This window comes from Chitinophaga sp. SYP-B3965 (assembly GCF_009647655.1).
GTDB lineage: Bacteria > Bacteroidota > Bacteroidia > Chitinophagales > Chitinophagaceae > Chitinophaga.
The window spans coordinates 190181-207602 of record NZ_WJFD01000004.1 but is presented as its reverse complement, the minus strand read 5'-3'; the positions used below and the strand labels follow the sequence as shown (position 1 = coordinate 207602).

At 45.8% G+C, this 17422-nt stretch carries 16 protein-coding genes; 6 read left to right on the top strand and 10 right to left on the bottom strand.

What is annotated here, in order from left to right; translation table 11 throughout:
* Positions 1-14: 14 nt before the first annotated feature.
* A complete protein-coding gene (locus GFS24_RS21940; protein WP_153663290.1) occupies positions 15-1232 on the top strand; it encodes an alanine dehydrogenase in 1218 nt (405 codons plus the stop codon).
* Here GFS24_RS21940 and GFS24_RS21935 read toward each other — a convergent pair.
* The 4 genes from GFS24_RS21935 to GFS24_RS21920 form a co-directional block, all read right to left on the bottom strand.
* Positions 1229-1834 (bottom strand): hypothetical protein, encoded by a 606-nt coding sequence (locus tag GFS24_RS21935; RefSeq protein ID WP_153663288.1) that lies wholly within the window; start codon positions 1832-1834, stop codon positions 1229-1231. The genes GFS24_RS21940 and GFS24_RS21935 overlap by 4 nt on opposite strands.
* Positions 1835-1871: 37 nt before the next feature.
* Entirely contained in the window at positions 1872-2666 is a 795-nt protein-coding gene (locus tag GFS24_RS21930; RefSeq protein ID WP_153663286.1) for an undecaprenyl-diphosphate phosphatase, read from the bottom strand.
* 62 nt (positions 2667-2728) lie between these two features.
* Complete coding sequence (locus GFS24_RS21925) at positions 2729-2971, bottom strand: DUF3098 domain-containing protein (RefSeq protein WP_153663284.1); 243 nt, start codon at positions 2969-2971, stop codon at positions 2729-2731.
* 19 nt (positions 2972-2990) lie between these two features.
* Positions 2991-3863: an ABC transporter permease gene (locus tag GFS24_RS21920; protein WP_153663282.1), complete on the bottom strand. Its 873-nt coding sequence runs from the start codon at positions 3861-3863 to the stop codon at positions 2991-2993.
* 167 nt (positions 3864-4030) lie between these two features.
* Between GFS24_RS21920 and leuS the strand changes: the two genes are divergently transcribed.
* Together leuS and GFS24_RS21910 are read left to right on the top strand one after the other, a co-directional pair.
* A complete protein-coding gene (gene leuS / locus GFS24_RS21915; RefSeq protein WP_153663280.1) occupies positions 4031-6808 on the top strand; it encodes a leucine--tRNA ligase in 2778 nt (925 codons plus the stop codon).
* A 140-nt stretch (positions 6809-6948) separates the two neighbouring features.
* Positions 6949-10110: a S41 family peptidase gene (locus GFS24_RS21910; RefSeq protein WP_173003156.1), complete on the top strand. Its 3162-nt coding sequence runs from the start codon at positions 6949-6951 to the stop codon at positions 10108-10110.
* A 7-nt stretch (positions 10111-10117) separates the two neighbouring features.
* Here the strand turns inward: GFS24_RS21910 and GFS24_RS21905 are convergent, their stop codons facing one another.
* Positions 10118-10399: a hypothetical protein gene (locus GFS24_RS21905; RefSeq protein ID WP_153663279.1), complete on the bottom strand. Its 282-nt coding sequence runs from the start codon at positions 10397-10399 to the stop codon at positions 10118-10120.
* 33 nt (positions 10400-10432) lie between these two features.
* Positions 10433-10807 (bottom strand): hypothetical protein, encoded by a 375-nt coding sequence (locus GFS24_RS21900; RefSeq protein WP_153663277.1) that lies wholly within the window; start codon positions 10805-10807, stop codon positions 10433-10435.
* 135 nt (positions 10808-10942) lie between these two features.
* Between GFS24_RS21900 and GFS24_RS21895 the strand changes: the two genes are divergently transcribed.
* Positions 10943-11806 carry an endonuclease/exonuclease/phosphatase family protein gene (locus GFS24_RS21895; protein ID WP_153663275.1) on the top strand — a complete coding sequence of 288 codons (864 nt, stop codon included), beginning with the start codon at positions 10943-10945 and terminating at the stop codon, positions 11804-11806.
* A 53-nt stretch (positions 11807-11859) separates the two neighbouring features.
* On the opposite strand, the gene GFS24_RS21890 is transcribed toward GFS24_RS21895, so the two are convergent.
* Positions 11860-12858, bottom strand: coding sequence for a M28 family peptidase (locus GFS24_RS21890; protein ID WP_153663273.1), 999 nt, complete (start codon positions 12856-12858; stop codon positions 11860-11862).
* A 69-nt stretch (positions 12859-12927) separates the two neighbouring features.
* Here GFS24_RS21890 and ruvB point away from each other — a divergent pair, with 69 nt between their 5' ends.
* Positions 12928-13953 carry a Holliday junction branch migration DNA helicase RuvB gene (gene ruvB / locus GFS24_RS21885; RefSeq protein ID WP_153663786.1) on the top strand — a complete coding sequence of 342 codons (1026 nt, stop codon included), beginning with the start codon at positions 12928-12930 and terminating at the stop codon, positions 13951-13953.
* Between the two features lie 205 nt (positions 13954-14158).
* Here the strand turns inward: ruvB and GFS24_RS21880 are convergent, their stop codons facing one another.
* From GFS24_RS21880 to GFS24_RS21870, 3 genes are read right to left on the bottom strand one after another with little or no spacing between them, the layout of a single operon-like run.
* Positions 14159-14863 (bottom strand): response regulator transcription factor, encoded by a 705-nt coding sequence (locus tag GFS24_RS21880; RefSeq protein WP_153663253.1) that lies wholly within the window; start codon positions 14861-14863, stop codon positions 14159-14161.
* 33 nt (positions 14864-14896) lie between these two features.
* A complete protein-coding gene (locus GFS24_RS21875; RefSeq protein WP_153663251.1) occupies positions 14897-15688 on the bottom strand; it encodes a DUF3108 domain-containing protein in 792 nt (263 codons plus the stop codon).
* Positions 15689-15698: 10 nt separating this feature from the next.
* Positions 15699-16706, bottom strand: a complete 1008-nt coding sequence (locus GFS24_RS21870; protein WP_173003155.1) for a lysylphosphatidylglycerol synthase domain-containing protein — start codon at positions 16704-16706, stop codon at positions 15699-15701.
* A 13-nt stretch (positions 16707-16719) separates the two neighbouring features.
* Between GFS24_RS21870 and ruvC the strand changes: the two genes are divergently transcribed.
* On the top strand, positions 16720-17283 hold the full coding sequence (gene ruvC / locus GFS24_RS21865; protein WP_153663247.1) for a crossover junction endodeoxyribonuclease RuvC: 564 nt from the start codon (positions 16720-16722) through the stop codon (positions 17281-17283).
* Positions 17284-17422: the final 139 nt, after the last annotated feature.

Here is a 17422-nt window from a genome sequence, read left to right as displayed (position 1 = left end):
AATTGTCTACGATTATGGAGCAAAGGCAAAAACCTGTTGTGAGTGCGGGCTTTACTTATTCACCAATGGAAGAAACGTTGGAATATCCACAAAAAAATTCCCGTTTATTCATCGGTATACCAAAGGAAACTTCTTTCCAGGAAAGTAGGATAGCGCTAACGCCGGACGCCGTTAATATACTTAGTAATAACGGCCACCACATTGTGGTGGAACATAAGGCAGGGGACGGTTCCCACTTTTATGATACAGACTATTCAGAGGCAGGCGCCGAGATAGTGTACGATAAAAAAGAAGTGTTCAAAGCAGGCATCATCGTTAAATCAGCTCCACTGAATGACGAAGAGATAGAACTCCTCCATCCTCACCAGATCGTTATTTCCCCTATTCATCTCTCCATGCTCAAAGCAGAGCAGCTGCAGCAGATGATGAATAAAAGGATCACCCTGCTCTCCTTCGAGAACCTGAAAGACGATGCGGGCACTTATCCCATTGTACGCGCTATGAGCGAAATTGCCGGAAGTGCCGTGATGTTGATAGCAGGTCAGTACCTCAGCAATAGTAACAAAGGCAAAGGCATCCTGCTGGGCGGGATCACCGGTATCCCTCCTACCAAGGTGGTGATCATCGGCGCTGGCATTGTTGGGGAGTTTGCTGCCCGCACTGCACTGGCTTTGGGCTCTTCCGTAAAAGTATTCGACAATAATATCTATAAGCTGAAAAGGCTGCAGAACAATATAGGCGTGAGGGTATTTACTTCCGTGATCCAGCCCCGCGTACTGGCAGAACAGCTACGCAATGCAGATGTGGCCGTAGGTGCACTTTCCTCTCAAAGCGGGCGTACGCCAATTGTAGTGAGTGAATCCATGGTGAGTAATATGAAAGCCGGTTCTGTGATCGTGGATGTGAGCATTGACCGTGGCGGTTGTTTTGAAACCTCTGAAGTAACCACACACGAAAATCCCATTTTCAAGAAATATGATGTGATCCACTATTGTGTACCTAATATCCCTTCCGGTTTTGCAGGTACCGCTTCCCAGGCTATCAGTAATGTATTGATGCCCCTGCTGCTGGAAGCTGCGGAAGATGGAGGATTTGAAAACCTCGTATGGATCAAGAGAGGAGTACGGAACGGCATCTACCTCTATAAAGGAGCGCTCACCAATTACCACCTGAGCGAGAAGTTCAAACTGAAGTATACAGACCTGGAATTGCTGCTGGCCGTAAAAGGTTAAGGCGCCATTTCTTTCAGGTCCTTTTCCAGTTTCTGGAACACCTTATACATTTTTACATAAGGAGATTGCCCCTCTGCGGCCTTCAGGCATAACATGCTCCTGAACCTTGCATATAATTCTTTATAACGGGCATTCCCTTCCAGCCGCAGGATCACCAGTTCCCGCATCGTAACGGTATTGCCATTATTTCCTATTAATTCAGGATGTTGTTCAAAGGGAGTGGCGGAAAGCCAGTTGTTCACCTCTTTTAGTGTGGGGAATTCAGCCAGCACCGGCAGTGAATCCTGTACAAACTTCCGGACCTCATCAGGAGAATTGAGTTGGATCTTTTCCGGGTGTACGCGGACAAGCGTATTGAACTGTTCAGGATCTCCACCCATGATCTCGATGAAGAACCTTTCTACGGAAGGAAAGCGTTTGAAAAAGGTCAGCCCCTGCACCAGGAAAGCTGTATCATACTTGAAGAAAACACCTTCTGTTACTTCCCCGGCCTGCTTAATGATCTTGATCTGTCCTTTTGCCGCCTGAAGCTCATAGCCTTCTTTTAGCAGAACAGCTTCCTTCAGGGATTCGAGGAATGCATCGTTTTTCATAGGATTCATTACCCGCAATATATAAAAATAATTTATATATTGCCTCCTACACGCTCATTTTATACCCCGCAAAAAAGGCCACGAGGATAACGGCGCCTAATATAATGCGGTAATAACCCCAGATCTTAAATCCGTATTTCTGCAACGCGCCGATAAAGAACTTAATAGCCAGCATCGCTACGATAAAAGCTACCACATTCCCTATCAGCAACAATTTGATGTTTTCGGAGGAGCTCAGCAGGAGGTCGTGATGTTTTAATATTTTATAACCGGTGGCGGCAGCCATGGTAGGCACTGCCAGGAAGAAAGAAAATTCAGCCGCAGCATGGCGGGTTAATTTCTGTTGCATACCGCCAATAATGGTGGCCGCACTTCTGCTTACACCGGGGATCAGCGCCATACACTGAAAGAAACCAATACGGATGGCAGAGAAGTAATTCATCTTTTCATCTGAATCGATGGTAGGATTCTGGAACCATTTATCTACAAACAGCAAAACGATCCCACCCAGCAATAAGGCTGCCCCTACTACTTCCGGTTTTTCCAGCATGCTATCGATCTGGTCCCCAAACATGTATCCTAAGATCAGTGCGGGCAAAACACCCAGGAACAATTTAAAATAGAAAGCGGGTTTGCTGAAGTTGAAGAACTTTTTCCAGTACAACACTACTACGGCCAGGATGGCTCCCAGCTGCACACACACTTCAAACAGTTTGGTGAATTCGTCTTTATTGATGCCCATCAGGCTGCTGGCAATGATCATATGCCCGGTGGAAGACACCGGGATAAATTCCGTCAATCCTTCTACTATCGCAATGATAATGGCTTCTATTGTGCTCATGGTGCTCAAAATAAGAAAAGCGATGAGAGGCTCATCGCTATGTTTATGTTATCTTTTTAAGATTATTGTTTGGGCTTGCGCATGATGGCAAAGATCTCCAGGACCAGACCCAGCAGGATCACGATAGGAGCCAGTGTAATGCGGCGGAAGCTGTACACTTCCTTAGGATCAAAACGGCCTTCTCCGCCGCCACCCATCATCAGCAGGAAGCCGATCACGATCAGTACCACGCCTGCCAGCATCAGCTGATAATTACTTTTGCCGAAAAGGCTGCGTTCTTCTGTGTGTTTAATTTCTTTAGACATATTGCAAATTAACTTTTAATCAATATAAATCATCCAGTTTCAATTTCAGGTATTTCATCACGGAGCGGTGTGTGCTCACCAGTGAGATACCTATACCTATCACGATCAGGGTCAGGAACAATAACCCGGTGATGAAATAATCCCGCATCCCCCTTAAACCAATGAGGCTGGATTCTGCGTAATAGATCAGCACGATCAGGCCGCCAATGGCCAGAATGGCACTCACCCCACCATTAATAATGCTCCGGATATCGAAAGGTTTGGCAATGAACCAGCGGGTAGCCCCAACCATTTGCATGGTTTTGATGAGGAAACGGTTGCTGAACATAGCCAGGCGGATGGTATTATCTATCAGGAACAGCACCACAATAGCCATTACGATACTGATCACCAGGATCACCAGACCTATCTGTTTGGCTTTATCCAGCACCTCACTTACAAGGGTACGCTGGTAATAAAGCTCCCGGACCATGCTGCGGCCGACAATATTTTGTTCGATCATCTTCAGACTGTCCGGATGTACATACCGGGCATACAGACTGATATCGATACTGGAATATAACGGATTGAAACCCAATACGGCGAAGTTCTCTTCCGGGTTTTCTTTCTTAAACTTTTCAGCCGCCATCTCTTTAGATACGTACTGGATCTTCTTCACAGCCGGCATAACAGCCAACGAGTCCTTCAATAGTAAAGCCTGGTTTTCCTTCACATTATCCCTCAGGATCACTTGCAACTCAATGCTTTCCTTGTAATAGTCGCTTAGGTTTTTGGCATAGATCATGAACAGACCAAGAACCCCTAACAACAAAAGCACAAGGGTGATGCCTATAATGGAATATACATAGGAAGGCTTCGATTTCTTAGCTGACGATTTCCCTGATTGAGCCATTCATCTATAGTTTATGGGCGAAAATAATAAAAATTGGCAGTTATGTTTACTTTTGCCCTCCCAAACGGTATTTTAACATTTTTTATTATATAGGTTTTGCGCCGCTTTGGAAATTGAGGAACAAAGATTTAAATTACTGAAAGCGCGCGACAATCAAAGATTTTAGTATGGAATACAATTTCAGGCAAATAGAACGGAAATGGCAACAACGCTGGGTGGACACCCAGGCTTATCTTGTCAGCAACAGCAGCAACAAACCCAAATGTTATGTGCTGGACATGTTCCCCTACCCCTCCGGGGCCGGTTTGCATGTGGGGCATCCCCTGGGCTATATTGCTTCAGACATCTATGCCCGTTTTAAACGCCTGAAGGGTTTTAACGTGTTGCATCCCATGGGATATGACGCCTTTGGCCTCCCTGCGGAACAATATGCCCTCGAAACTGGTCAGCACCCTGCCGTAACCACAGCAGAAAATATCGAAACTTTCCGGAAACAACTGGATAATATCGGTTTTTGCTATGACTGGAGCCGGAAGATCCAGACCAGCCAGCCCGAATATTATAAATGGACACAACAGATCTTCCTGCAGCTGTTTGACAGCTGGTATAACCGCCATGCCGCAAAAGCAGAGCCGATCGACCTGCTGGTACGCATCTTTGAAGCAGCCGGCAACCATCATCATGAATGCCCCGGAGACCGCAGCATCCGCTTCAGTGCAGAAACCTGGAACGAATCCACTTATGAGCAGCAACAGGAGATCCTCATGCAGTACCGTTTGGGCTACCTGGCGTATGCAGAAGTGAACTGGTGCCCTGCCCTGGGGACCGTACTGGCCAATGATGAAGTGATCAATGGTGTAAGCGAACGCGGCGGCCATCCTGTACAGAAAAAGAAAATGCGGCAATGGTTCCTCCGGATCACGGAATATGCGGACCGTTTACTGAAAGGCCTCGATGAGATCACCTTCAGCGATGCCATGAAAGATATGCAACGCAACTGGATCGGCAAGAGCCAGGGCGCGGAGATCAAGTTCAACATAGCCGGTTCTATGGAAAGCGTAGTGGTGTACACCACCCGCCCGGATACCATTTTTGGTGTGGACTTTATGGTACTGGCCCCTGAACATGAACTGGTAGACGGGATTACAACAGACGAACAAGCAGAAGCCATCACGGCTTATAAAGAATATGTACAAAGCCGCTCTGAAAGAGAGCGGATGGCCGAAGTGAAACTGATAACAGGTTGCTTTACGGGTGCATATGCCGTAAATCCTTTCGACGGGCGTAAAATACCCATCTGGATCTCCGAGTATGTACTGGCAGGATATGGCACCGGCGCCATCATGGCGGTGCCTTGTGGTGATCAGCGGGACTTCAATTTCGCGAATCACTTCTCCATCCCTGTTACTAATATCCTGGGCGATGCCTTTGATGGTAAAGAAGCCAATCCAACTAAAGAAGGCAAACTCTTCAACAGCGATTTCATTACCGGTATGGAAATGAAAGAAGCGATGGAAGCCGTGACCACTAAAATAGAAAACCTGGGGATCGGTAAAAGGCAGATCAATTACAGGATGCGGGATGCAGGATTCAGCCGTCAGCGTTACTGGGGAGAACCTTTCCCCATTGTTTTCCGCAATGGCATTCCGGAAGCGATGGATGTAAAAGACCTTCCGCTGGAACTCCCGCACGTGGAACATTACACACCTGGCGAAGATGGTGAAGGCCCGCTGGCCAATATCACAGACTGGGTGAACCTGCCTGCAGCGCCCGGTTCTTCTTTACGCCGCGAAACCAATACCATGCCCGGTTATGCCGGCAGCAGCTGGTATTTCCTGCGTTACATGGATCCTCATAACACGGAAACATTCTGTGACCGCAAGATCTCAGATTACTGGGGCCAGGTGGATCTTTACATTGGTGGTACAGAACATGCTGTAGGGCATTTGCTGTATTCCCGCATGTGGACGAAGGTGTTATTTGACCTCGGACACATCGGCTTTGAAGAACCTTACAAGAAACTGGTGAACCAGGGTATGATACAAGGTAGTTCCCGCCTCGTTTACAGGGTGCGTGGTACTAACCAGTTCGTATCTGCCGGTTTGCGTGCACAATATGAAACAGATGAGATCCATGTGGATGTGAACATCGTGGATGGCCTGGAACTGGATACGGCGGCCTTCAAAAACTGGCGCCAGGATTTTGCTACTGCGCAGTTCATTTTAGAGAATGGCAAATACATCTGCGGAACACTCACTGAGAAAATGAGTAAACGCCTTTTCAATACGGTGAACCCTAATGTGATCGTAGAGAAGTTTGGTGCTGATACCTTCCGGATGTATGAAATGTTCCTTGGTCCGGTAGAGCAAAGCAAACCTTGGGAAACCAAAGGCATTGAAGGCGTACACCGTTTCCTGAAAAAGTTCTGGCGCCTTTTTGCAGATGAACAAAAAGGATTACTGGTGAAGGATGAAGCGCCTACGCCGGAAGAACTGAAAGTATTACACAACACTATCCGCAAGATAGAAGAGGATACGGAAAGACTTTCTTTCAACACAGCGGTGAGTACTTTCATGATCTGCGTAAATGAACTGACAGACCTCAAATGCAATAAGAAAGCGGTACTGGAACAATTGCTTGTGTTACTTACTCCTTATGCACCACACGTAAGCGAGGAGTTATGGGCATTGATAGGTAACAGCGGTTCCATACTGGATGCTCCATTCCCTGTGTTTGAAGCGAAACATGTAACAGAAAGCGCGAAGGAATATCCTGTTTCCGTAAATGGTAAACTGCGCACAACCATTAATATTTCACTGGATGCGAGTGTGGAAGATGTAGAGAAGATTGCGCTCTCCAATGAAGTGATACAAAGATGGCTGGAAGGCAAAACGCCGAAGAAAGTGATCTTTGTAAAGGGTAAGATGATCAATGTGGTGATCTAACCATTTTAAGCATAATACTTATGGGGCAGATTCAGCGCTGGTGCTGAACCTGCCCCTGTTTTTTACCTATATTTGGATGAATGGTTTCTATAACCGCCAATTCCTTCTTAATTTACTGTCGCAACCAAAATAAACCCTTCATGAGATCCTTACTTACAGGCATGCTGGCCACCGCTTTATCCCTGCCGGCCATTGCCCAGAGCACAGCAACCTATTTCACTACTTATCCAACGTTAACCCCGGATGGCAAAACTGTTGTTTTCAGCTATGAAGGAGACCTTTGGAAAGCAGATGTACAAAACCCTCAGGCAGTGCGCCTCACCGCCATGCAGGGAACTGAGATAGCACCAAAAGTATCCCCGGACGGCAAGTGGATTGCCTTTACGGCCTACCAGTATGGCAATGCGGATATCTTCCTGTTACCCATAGAGGGCGGGGAAGTAAAACAACTCACGGTGCATGAAGCAGGTGATCAGCTGGAATCCTGGAGTTGGGATTCCAAATCTGTTTACATTACTTCCGGCCGGGAGGGCAATACTACCAGCTTTAAAGTAAGCATAGAAGGTACTACACCGGTAAGGGTATTTGATCATTTCTTCAACCTCATTCACAATGTAACGGAACATCCTACCAGTGGTGAACTGTTCTTCAACGATACCTGGGAAAGCAGCAATGCCGCTAACCGTAAAAGGTATAAAGGTGAGTTCAACCCTGATATCCAGTCTTATATTCCTGCCACCAAAGCATACAAACGTTATACAACATACATCGGTAAAGACATGTGGCCTACCATCAACCGGAAAGGAGAGGTCTTCTTTGCGTCTGACGAAGCCAATGGGGAATACAATCTCTATACTTTTGCGAACGGCCAGAAAAAGGCCCTCACCAATTTCCCTACTTCTATCAAACGTCCTTTCGCAAACGCTAATGGCGGCAAAGTGGTTTTCGAAAAAGATTACCAGGTATGGCTGTATGATATAGCTTCCGGCAAATCAGAAAAACTGGAACTGAACCTTTTCCGCAACCTTGTATTGCCTAAAGAACAAGGCTTTGAAGTGCGGGACAGGATCTCTTATTATGATGTTTCTCCTGATGGCAAGAAACTCGCTTTCATTTCCAGGGGAGAGATCTTTGTTTCTGATATCGACGGTAAGTTCATACGCCAGATCCCCCGTTCTGCAGAACGCGCCGTACAGGTGCAATGGCTGGCAGATAACCGCACGCTGCTTTTTAACCAAACCGTGGATGGTTACCTGAACTGGTTTACTGTTGCTGCAGACGGGAACGGCACACCTAAACAACATACCAGCGACAAAAGAAATAACCGTTCGCTGAACACTAACAAAAACCGCACGCAGGCAGTATACCTCAGCGGCCGTGACGAAGTACGGGTAATGGACCTCAAAACACTGGAATCCAAAACCATTGTGAAAGATGAGATCTGGGCCTTCCAGAATTCAGAACCCACTTTCTCTCCTAACGACGAGTATGTACTCTTCACTGCTTACCGCAATTTTGAACAGGACGTGCTGGTACATAACCTGAAAAAGAACACTACCACAAACCTTACCAATACAGGGGTTACAGAAACAAATCCCATATGGTCTCCTGACGGGAAATATATCTATTTCACTTCTTCCCGCACCAAACCGGCTTATCCTTTTGGCCTGAACAATGCCAAAGTATACCGCGTTGCATTGGATAAATTCGATGATCCTTTCCGCGCGGACAAGTTTGATGAACTCTTCAAAAAAGAAGAGAAAAAGGACGAGAAGAAAGATGATAAGAAAGACGACAAAAAAGATACGACCAAACCTGTTCCGGCACCTAATACCATCAATATTAATACTGCCCGGATCATGGAACGCGTTGAAAGGATCAGTCCTGATTTTGGCACACAATATGGCCCAATGCATGTTTCGCAAAAGGGCGACAAAACCACTATCTACTATGTATCCAACCATGCAGACGGACGATTCAGTGCCTGGAAAACAGTACTGGAACCATTTGAAGCGCCTAAGACGGATAGGATAGTAGGTACCGAATCCGGTGTAGATGAAATAAAAGAAGTGGACGGCAAACTCTTCATACTGGTAGGCGGCAACATTCACAAGTTAAATGCAGACGCCAACAAAGTAGACAAGATCGATATCGGCCAATCCTTCTATCGCAATCTCCGCCAGGAATTTGACCAGATCTTTTACGAAACCTGGGCCAATGTGGAAGAGAACTTCTACAATGCAGAATTCCATGGCGCCAATTGGGCTAAGCTACGGGACCAATACGGCAAATATCTTCCTTACCTCAATAACCGGGCAGACCTCCGCATCATGCTGAACGACCTGCTGGGCGAACTGAACTCTTCGCATCTGGGCTTCAATTCCTTTGGCGCAGAAGAGAACATCACACTCAGTTACCGCACCATGGAAACGGGTATCCTCTTTGAACCAAAGCAACCATATACTGTATCCCGCATACTGGCAAACAGTAATGCAGACAAGCAAAGTGTAACGGTACGCAGCGGTGATGTATTGACCAAAGTAAACGGCGTTACTGTAGACAAAAACCGCAACAGGGACCTCTACTTTACACGCCCGGCGATGGAAAGAGAGATCACGCTTACATTTGAGCGGGACGGTAAACCTTACGATGTAAGACTGCATCCGCAAAACTTCTATGCCAATAGCACACAGCTCTACGATGAATGGATCTACGACAACCAGTTACGCGTAGACAAACTCAGCAACAACAAGATCGCATACACTTACATGAAGAACATGGGTGGTGGCGAACTGGAAAAATTCCTCATTGACATGGCCGCCAAACTGGACAGCAAAGATGCGCTGATCCTGGACCTCCGTTACAATACCGGCGGTAATGTGCACGATGAAGTATTGAAATTCCTCTCCCAACGCCCTTACCTGCAATGGCAATATCGCGGAGGAAAATTATCTCCGCAACCCAACTTTGCACCTGCAGGTAAACCCATTGTATTACTGATCAATGAGCAATCCCTCAGCGATGCAGAAATGACGGCTGCTGGTTTCAAAGCCCTCAAACTGGGTAAGATCATTGGTACAGAATCTTACCGCTGGATCATTTTCACTTCCGGCAAAGGACTGGTAGACGGATCTTTCTATCGCTTACCTTCCTGGGGATGTTATACCCTGGATGGCAAGAACCTGGAGAAAGAAGGCGTAGCGCCAGACATCTATGTAAAGACCTCCTTTACAGACCGGCTGGAAGACAAAGACCCCCAACTGGAAAGAGCTGTACAGGAAATATTAAAAGACCTGAAATAAAATATCCTTACGAATGGGCCGGTATATCCGGCCCATTTTTTATAGCATAACGTTTCATCTCCAGAAAATGCAGCAGCTCACCTACTGCTACTCCCATTGCCCTTAATGCATTCATTATAATATACGCGGGCACAGGATCTGCATGCATCCTTATAACAATGGGCCGCAGTTTTCCTTTTTTACACCACTTCTCATGCCCGGAGGGAATACATCCAAAACGATATCCCTGCTCCTGTAAGAAGGACCGGAAAACATCCAGTGGCACATCAGATAAAGCAATAAAATTCATAGTGTGTTTTTATGGGTTAACAATACAATTTAATCATCTGAACAATCCTCCCTCCGGCCACTTTATCCGGCAACCGATCTGGTAAACACTGGCCCCGTTTTCAATACATTTTTCCAGACCGCCTAAACCACTCTTCAAAAGATCAGGTGGTACAATATCATGGGGCCCTATCATCCAGCCAAGTTCCTGCAGGTCTTTGAGCAATCCACGTTCCTGCATCAGTTTCTCAAAATAAGTTTTCATGGTTACCAGCAACGAATCCTTCGCTGCTTCTTTCGTACTACCATACCCCGTAATATCCAGTGACGGAACATGCGCGTGGTAATAAGACTGATCATCCTTAAAGAGTATCCCCGGAAGATAAGTACTCCTGACAGGCATCCCGCTTACTGAAATTATCTTAGGCATCTGGTAATGATTTTATAATATCAAATCTATTTCAAAATGTATAGTATGCACTCGAAATACCCGAACACTTTATCACTTTCAGCAACAATATATCACTCTTAGAAAATCGAGCTTAAAAACACTATCTTGTTTATTATGAAAAAAGCCACATCTACATTCCTGTTATGCCTTTTCATTGCTGTTTCAGCCATGGCACAGGACAACAGCCTGCAGGTAATGACCTTTAACATCCGCTACAATAACGCCGGAGACAGTATCAATGCATGGCCAAACCGCAAGGATAAAGTATCCTCACAGATACTCTTCCATCACCCGCATACCATTGGCCTGCAGGAAGCCCTCTGGGGTCAGATCACTGATCTTTCTGAAGCCCTCACGCAATATAAACATGTAGGTGTAGGCCGGGACGATGGTGATAAAAAAGGAGAACTATCCGCCATCTTTTATGATACCATCCGCCTCCAGTTGTTAGATTCAAAAACTTTCTGGCTTTCTGAAACACCTGATAAAGTGGGCAGCAAAGGCTGGGATGCCATGCTCCCCCGCATTGTTACCTATGCCCGCTTCCGGGATAGAAAAACAAAAAAAGAATTCTATCATTTCAACACACACTTTGATCACAGAGGCCCCATCGCCCGCCGCGAAAGCGCTAAACTGCTGCTGCAAAAAGTAGATCAGATAGCAGGGAAAATGCCTGTTGTGATCACGGGAGATTTCAACTCCAAGCCAAATGATGAGCCGATCCAGGTGATCGTGGATACTAAAAATCCCTTACACCTGAAAGATGCAAAATTCCTGAGCAAAACGCCGCATTACGGGCCTACCAGTACTTTCAGTGGTTTCCAGGCAAAAGAGATAGGTACCGAACCGATCGATTATATTTTCCTGAAAGGTGGAAAATGGACAGTATGGCAACATGCCTGCCTCACACAATCATGGGCTGGCTTATTTGCTTCAGACCACTTTGCACAGATCGCCAACCTTACTTTAGATAAATAAAAAAAAGGGTGTTCTCTTTCTAGTGAAGAGAACACCCTTTTTTAAAAAATTTGCTATTGTGCCTTCACCGGAGCACGATCCTTCTCCTCTTCAATCCTTGTAGGCGCATCCTTTCCTCCCACAATACTCTTGGCGCTCACGGCAATCGCTTCAATAATATCTGCGATATTCTTCATGTCCATACTCTCTATTTCATCATTCACGGAATGGTATAAAGTATCTTTATCTATCTGTGTAGTGGAAATAGTATGTGCCGGCACACCTAACTTAGCCAGTGTGGCATTATCTGAACGATAGAATAAACGCTGCTCCGGATAAGGGTCCGGGTGGAATTGAAAACTGGAACCATCCAGGTTCTTTTGCAGGATCTTTCCAAAATCAGATCGCTCGTAACCGGTGATAAATGCGCTATTCCTTCCAAACTTAGATTCCTTACCGATCATTTCTATATTGAACATGGCAATGATCTTTGCAGGGTCCAGTTGCAGTGAAAAATAACGGGAACCAAAACCGCCCATTTCTTCTGCTGTAAATGCGGCAAAGATCACACTGCGTTCCGGGGGATGTTTTGCAAAATGATCTGCCAGCAGGATCACGGCTGTAATGCCGGACGCATCATCGTCTGCACCATTGGCAATACTATCTGTACCATCTGCTTTTATGATGCCAAGATGATCATAGTGGCCGGAAAAGATCACATACTCATCTGGTTTGCTGCTGCCTTTGATCATACCTGCCACATTGTGGAGGAACTTAGGGTCCTGCCCTGCAGGTATAGAATCCAGTGCGTATATCTTTCTGCCCACAGTAGCAAAACGCTGGCGGAAGTCGGAAGCACCCGGCAGGGGTACCAATCCGGCTTTTGCAAATTCTGCTTCTATGAACAAAGATGCTTTCTCAATACCAGGTGTATAGGTACCTCTGCCTTGCAGACTATCTGCTGCAAGCACACTGATAATACGGCTAACTTCCTGTTCATTGATCTGTTGTGCTTTTAATGGAATCATTCCTGCCAGTAACAAACCGAACAGGCTAAGTACTTTAATTTTCATGAGCGGGTTCTGTATTTGCCTAAAAATACTAGATTCTAACTACATTTGATGAATCCGAAAGGTGATCCAATGACCAATTCAAACATAAGACCAGATGAGAATCGGCTAAGTGCCGCAGAGAAGGAGTTCGAAAATACGATCCGGCCCAGGGAGATCCTTGATTTTTCCGGGCAGGAACAGATCATTGTGAACCTGAAGGTCTTTATCCAGGCAGCCAAGTTGCGGGACGAAGCATTGGATCATATCCTCTTTCATGGCCCTCCCGGTTTAGGGAAAACAACACTTTCCCGGATCGTTTCCAATGAGCTGGGCGTAAACATCCGCGAAACCTCCGGCCCTGTTATTGAAAAGCCCGGTGATCTGGCAGGGTTGCTTACCAACCTGGAACCGAAAGACGTACTGTTCATAGATGAGATACATCGCCTGAGCACGGTAGTGGAGGAATACCTGTATTCTGCCATGGAGGATTACCGGATAGATATCATGATCGATTCCGGCCCTAATGCACGTTCTGTACAGATCAACCTTCATCCTTTTACACTGATCGGTGCTACTACCCGTTCCGGGTTGCTCACCGCTCCCCTCTTAAGCAGGTTCGGGATCAAATCCCGTTTGGAATATTATAACTCCGCTACCTTGCAAAAGATCCTCTGGCGCGCTGCAGAAATTCTGGGCACCAAGATCACATCAGATGCTGCGATGGAAATTGCCCGCCGCTCCCGTGGTACTCCGCGTATTGCCAATGGGCTTTTGCGCCGTGTGCGGGATTTTGCACAGGTGATCGGGAATGGGGTGATAGATATGGAGATTGCGAAGTATAGCCTGAAAGCGCTGAGTGTAGATGAATACGGATTGGACGAAATGGATAACCGGATCCTGAATGTGATCATTGAAAACTTTAAAGGCGGCCCGGTTGGACTTACCACGATTGCTACGGCTGTAGGAGAAGAAGCCGGAACATTGGAAGAAGTATATGAACCATTCCTGATCCAGGAAGGGTTTCTCAAACGCACACCGCGGGGAAGGGAAGTAACGGAGAAAGCTTATACCCACATGGGCAAAACGCCCTTAAGAGGACCAAATATGTTATTCTGAAAAAACGAAGGGCTGACTTTTAAAAAGACCGCCCTCATTTTTTACAACTGGCCAACCCTTCTCATAAAATAAAAAAACATCCCGTAGGGATGCTTTTTTATTGTTTTTTTTTCGATGAAAAGATTATTCCCTGCGGGACGCTTTTTATTATTTTTCTGATGAAAAGGTCTTTCTCAACGAGCGTTTCTTTTAATAAAAAGATCTCCTAATCCTTCACCACCAACCGGAACCCATTCCCATGGATATTCACGATCTCGATATTCGTATCTTCTTTCAGATACTTCCTCAGTTTCGCAATATACACATCCATGCTCCTGCCGTTGAAATAAGTATCGCTGCCCCAGATCTTCTTCAAAGCCACTTCTCTTGGTAACAGGTCATTCTTATGTTCGCAAAGCATATGCAGCAGTTCATTCTCTTTAGGAGAAAGCGTGTGCGAATCAGCACCATCTTTCTGCAGCGTACGGAGGCGGGAATTGAAGGCGTAAGAGCCAATGCTGAACTCGAAAGTTTCTTCTTCTTTACTGTTCAGCTCCTGGTTGCGTTTCAGGATGGCTTTTATTTTGAGTAAAAGTAATTCACTGTCGAAAGGTTTGGAGATGTAATCATCCGCGCCCAGTTTATAACCCTGGATAATGTCCTCTTTCATGGTTTTGGCAGACAGGAAGAAGAGTGGAATATCCGGATCAACGTCCCGGATCTCTTCGGCCAGTTTAAACCCATCCATATTGGGCATCATGATATCCAGCAGGCATATATCAAATTTCTCTCTCCTGAAAGCAGCAAGGGCCAGAATGCCATCCCTGCAAAGTTCCACCTCATAATCGTTCAGCTCCAGGTAGTTCTTCAGTACCATGCCAAGGTTGGTATCGTCTTCCGCCAACAGTATCTTAGGTTTGCGTTCTTCCATAATTAAAAGCTTTTAGGCTAAAACAAATATAACTTATCTTTTCTTCACCAGAGAGGTCAGTTCGTGACGGAGGTTGGCATAACCGATCATATCCACTTTGATGCTTCCTACAGAAATGGGGCTGTCTATACGAAGCGGGATCTTATTAGCATCATCACTCACCCAAACGGTCATATCTTCCCCACCCTTAAATGTGTTACCCTTTATCAGCAAGGGTTTGAACTTGATGGCACGGAATTTACCGTAACGGGTATCCACCTCTTCTTTCCCTATATAACGCACATAGATCTCATACACTTCATCGTCCAGGAACATGCTGAAAGGGATCTTATCGCCGGGTTTGTATTTGGAGAAATCGATATTGCGGGCGTAGTAAATAGCGCTGATCACGTCCTGGATGCAGGGAGGTACTTTAAAAGTACCGTTAGTACTGGTGGCGCTGGCTGCTTCACGATTAAAGCCTACATTATTATAGATCTTATATCCGCCTTCATTCACATTCCGGATAAAACGGATAGGTAACATGGTGGCGGTATCCATATAAGTTTCATATTTGTCCCGCACTTTAAAGATCCAGTCGTACGTACGATAAGTACGGCCTTCCGCTGTCACATGATAAGCTTCTTTGCCGTTATACTTTTCTTGTTTAGTGTTAAAAGTGGCTTCGCCGGCCCCTACGAACATACTGCCGAGGTTGTAGAATACTTTCAGGGTGAGGGATTCGCCGGCTTTAAAGCTGGTGTTTTTTGTCCCGCAGAAGTTATCCTGCGCATGAGAGCGTTCAGAAAGGGTTAACCCGATAAGTAACATTAAAAAATACTTCATCGATCAATCGCTATTTATCCTTGAAAATTTTTACGCCCAGCAGCAAAATGCTGCCCATTACAGCGGGTAATACCAGGTTAATCAGCCAGATGGCTACTGTTGCAGCAAGAATTCCGGCCGCATTAGCGCTTAACAGCCCCAGGAAGCTCACGCTCACTTTTCCGCGGATGCCTATTTCTGCGATGGCTATAGTGGGTACCATGGCCATTACAAGGTAGATAACATTGATCATAAAGAACCCTTGCCACCACACAAATGTCACACCCAACGCATATAATAAAATCAAATATTGTGCCGTAAAAACCACGTACCGTATGGCACTCAGGAGTAAAAGCTTCTCCAGTTCTTTGGGTGAATAACGGGCTATGATCTGGATAAACACCTTCACTTTTCGTAGCCAGGGTATCTTTTCAAATATAACTACGATGATCCGTAACCGAAAATAGAGCATTAACACCAATACTATGATCACCGGAAGAATTGCTAACAATAATTTTTCCTTGAAATGGGGAACAAACTGATGGTCCCCTTCGTTCATGGCGTAATTATTAATATAGAAGATCAGCCCGATCATGCCGAACACGATGGTGGTGATCAACTGTGAAAAGCTGCCCACGATGGTGGCAGCAATGGCTTTCAGCTTGTTACGGTTATTCAGATAGAGGATGCGGCCTCCATATTCACCCATCCGGTTGGGGGTGTTCACCGATAAGGATACCCCGCTCAGGATAGCCCCAAAGGCCCTGTGAAAGGGCACTTCTTCCAATGGCTGCACTAATAATTGCCACTTTCGGGCTTCCAGCCCCCAGTTGGCGAACATGAGCACCAGCACCAGTAATAAAAGGAAAACACCTTTCTGTACTAAGGACTCTTTCATGTGCTTCCAAGCGGCAGGAAGATCTGGCTGATGCATGATCTGCTGATACAGTGCAAAGGTTAACCAGATGAAGAGGGCAGCGCCCAACACGTAATTGAGTATTAATTTGGTACTTTTGTTCAGACGTACGGATTTTGGCAAAAATAACTTTCGCTTGGCAAACAACACTAAAATAATTCTCGGCATTGATCCAGGTACTATTATCATGGGTTATGGATTGATTGCCGTTACCGGCCAGAAAATTCAGATCATTGAAATGAATGTACTCAAGCTCAACCCCAAGAAAGATCACTATGAAAGGCTGCAGAAGATCCACCATCGCATGAATGAACTCATTCTGCAACATAAGCCGGACAGTTGTGCCATTGAAGCTCCTTTCTTTGGGAAGAACGTTCAGAGTATGCTAAAATTGGGCCGGGCTCAGGGCGTGGCTATTGCCACAGCTATGCAGGCCGGGGTAATGGTAGCCGAATATTCCCCGAAAAAAGTGAAGCAGTCTATTACCGGCAACGGTAATGCCAATAAGGAACAGGTTTGGCAGATGTTACAAAGGATTCTCCACTTTACGGAACAACCAGAGTACTTAGATGCTACAGATGCGCTGGCAGTGGCGGTTTGTCATCATTTTCAGGAAAATAATCCCCTCGCCGGCATCGGAAAAGCCAAGGGTTGGGATAAATTCCTGCAGCAACACCCTGAAAGAGTATCAAAGGGTTAGCTAACCTTTTGAACAAATAGAGCATAGCTGCTGTTTGTTAATTGGGAAAATGTACTTATTTTGAACTAAATTATGGCTGAGTCACTTAAAGAACACGTATTAAGTGAATGTTACACATGTTAAATAATGATTGTTTATC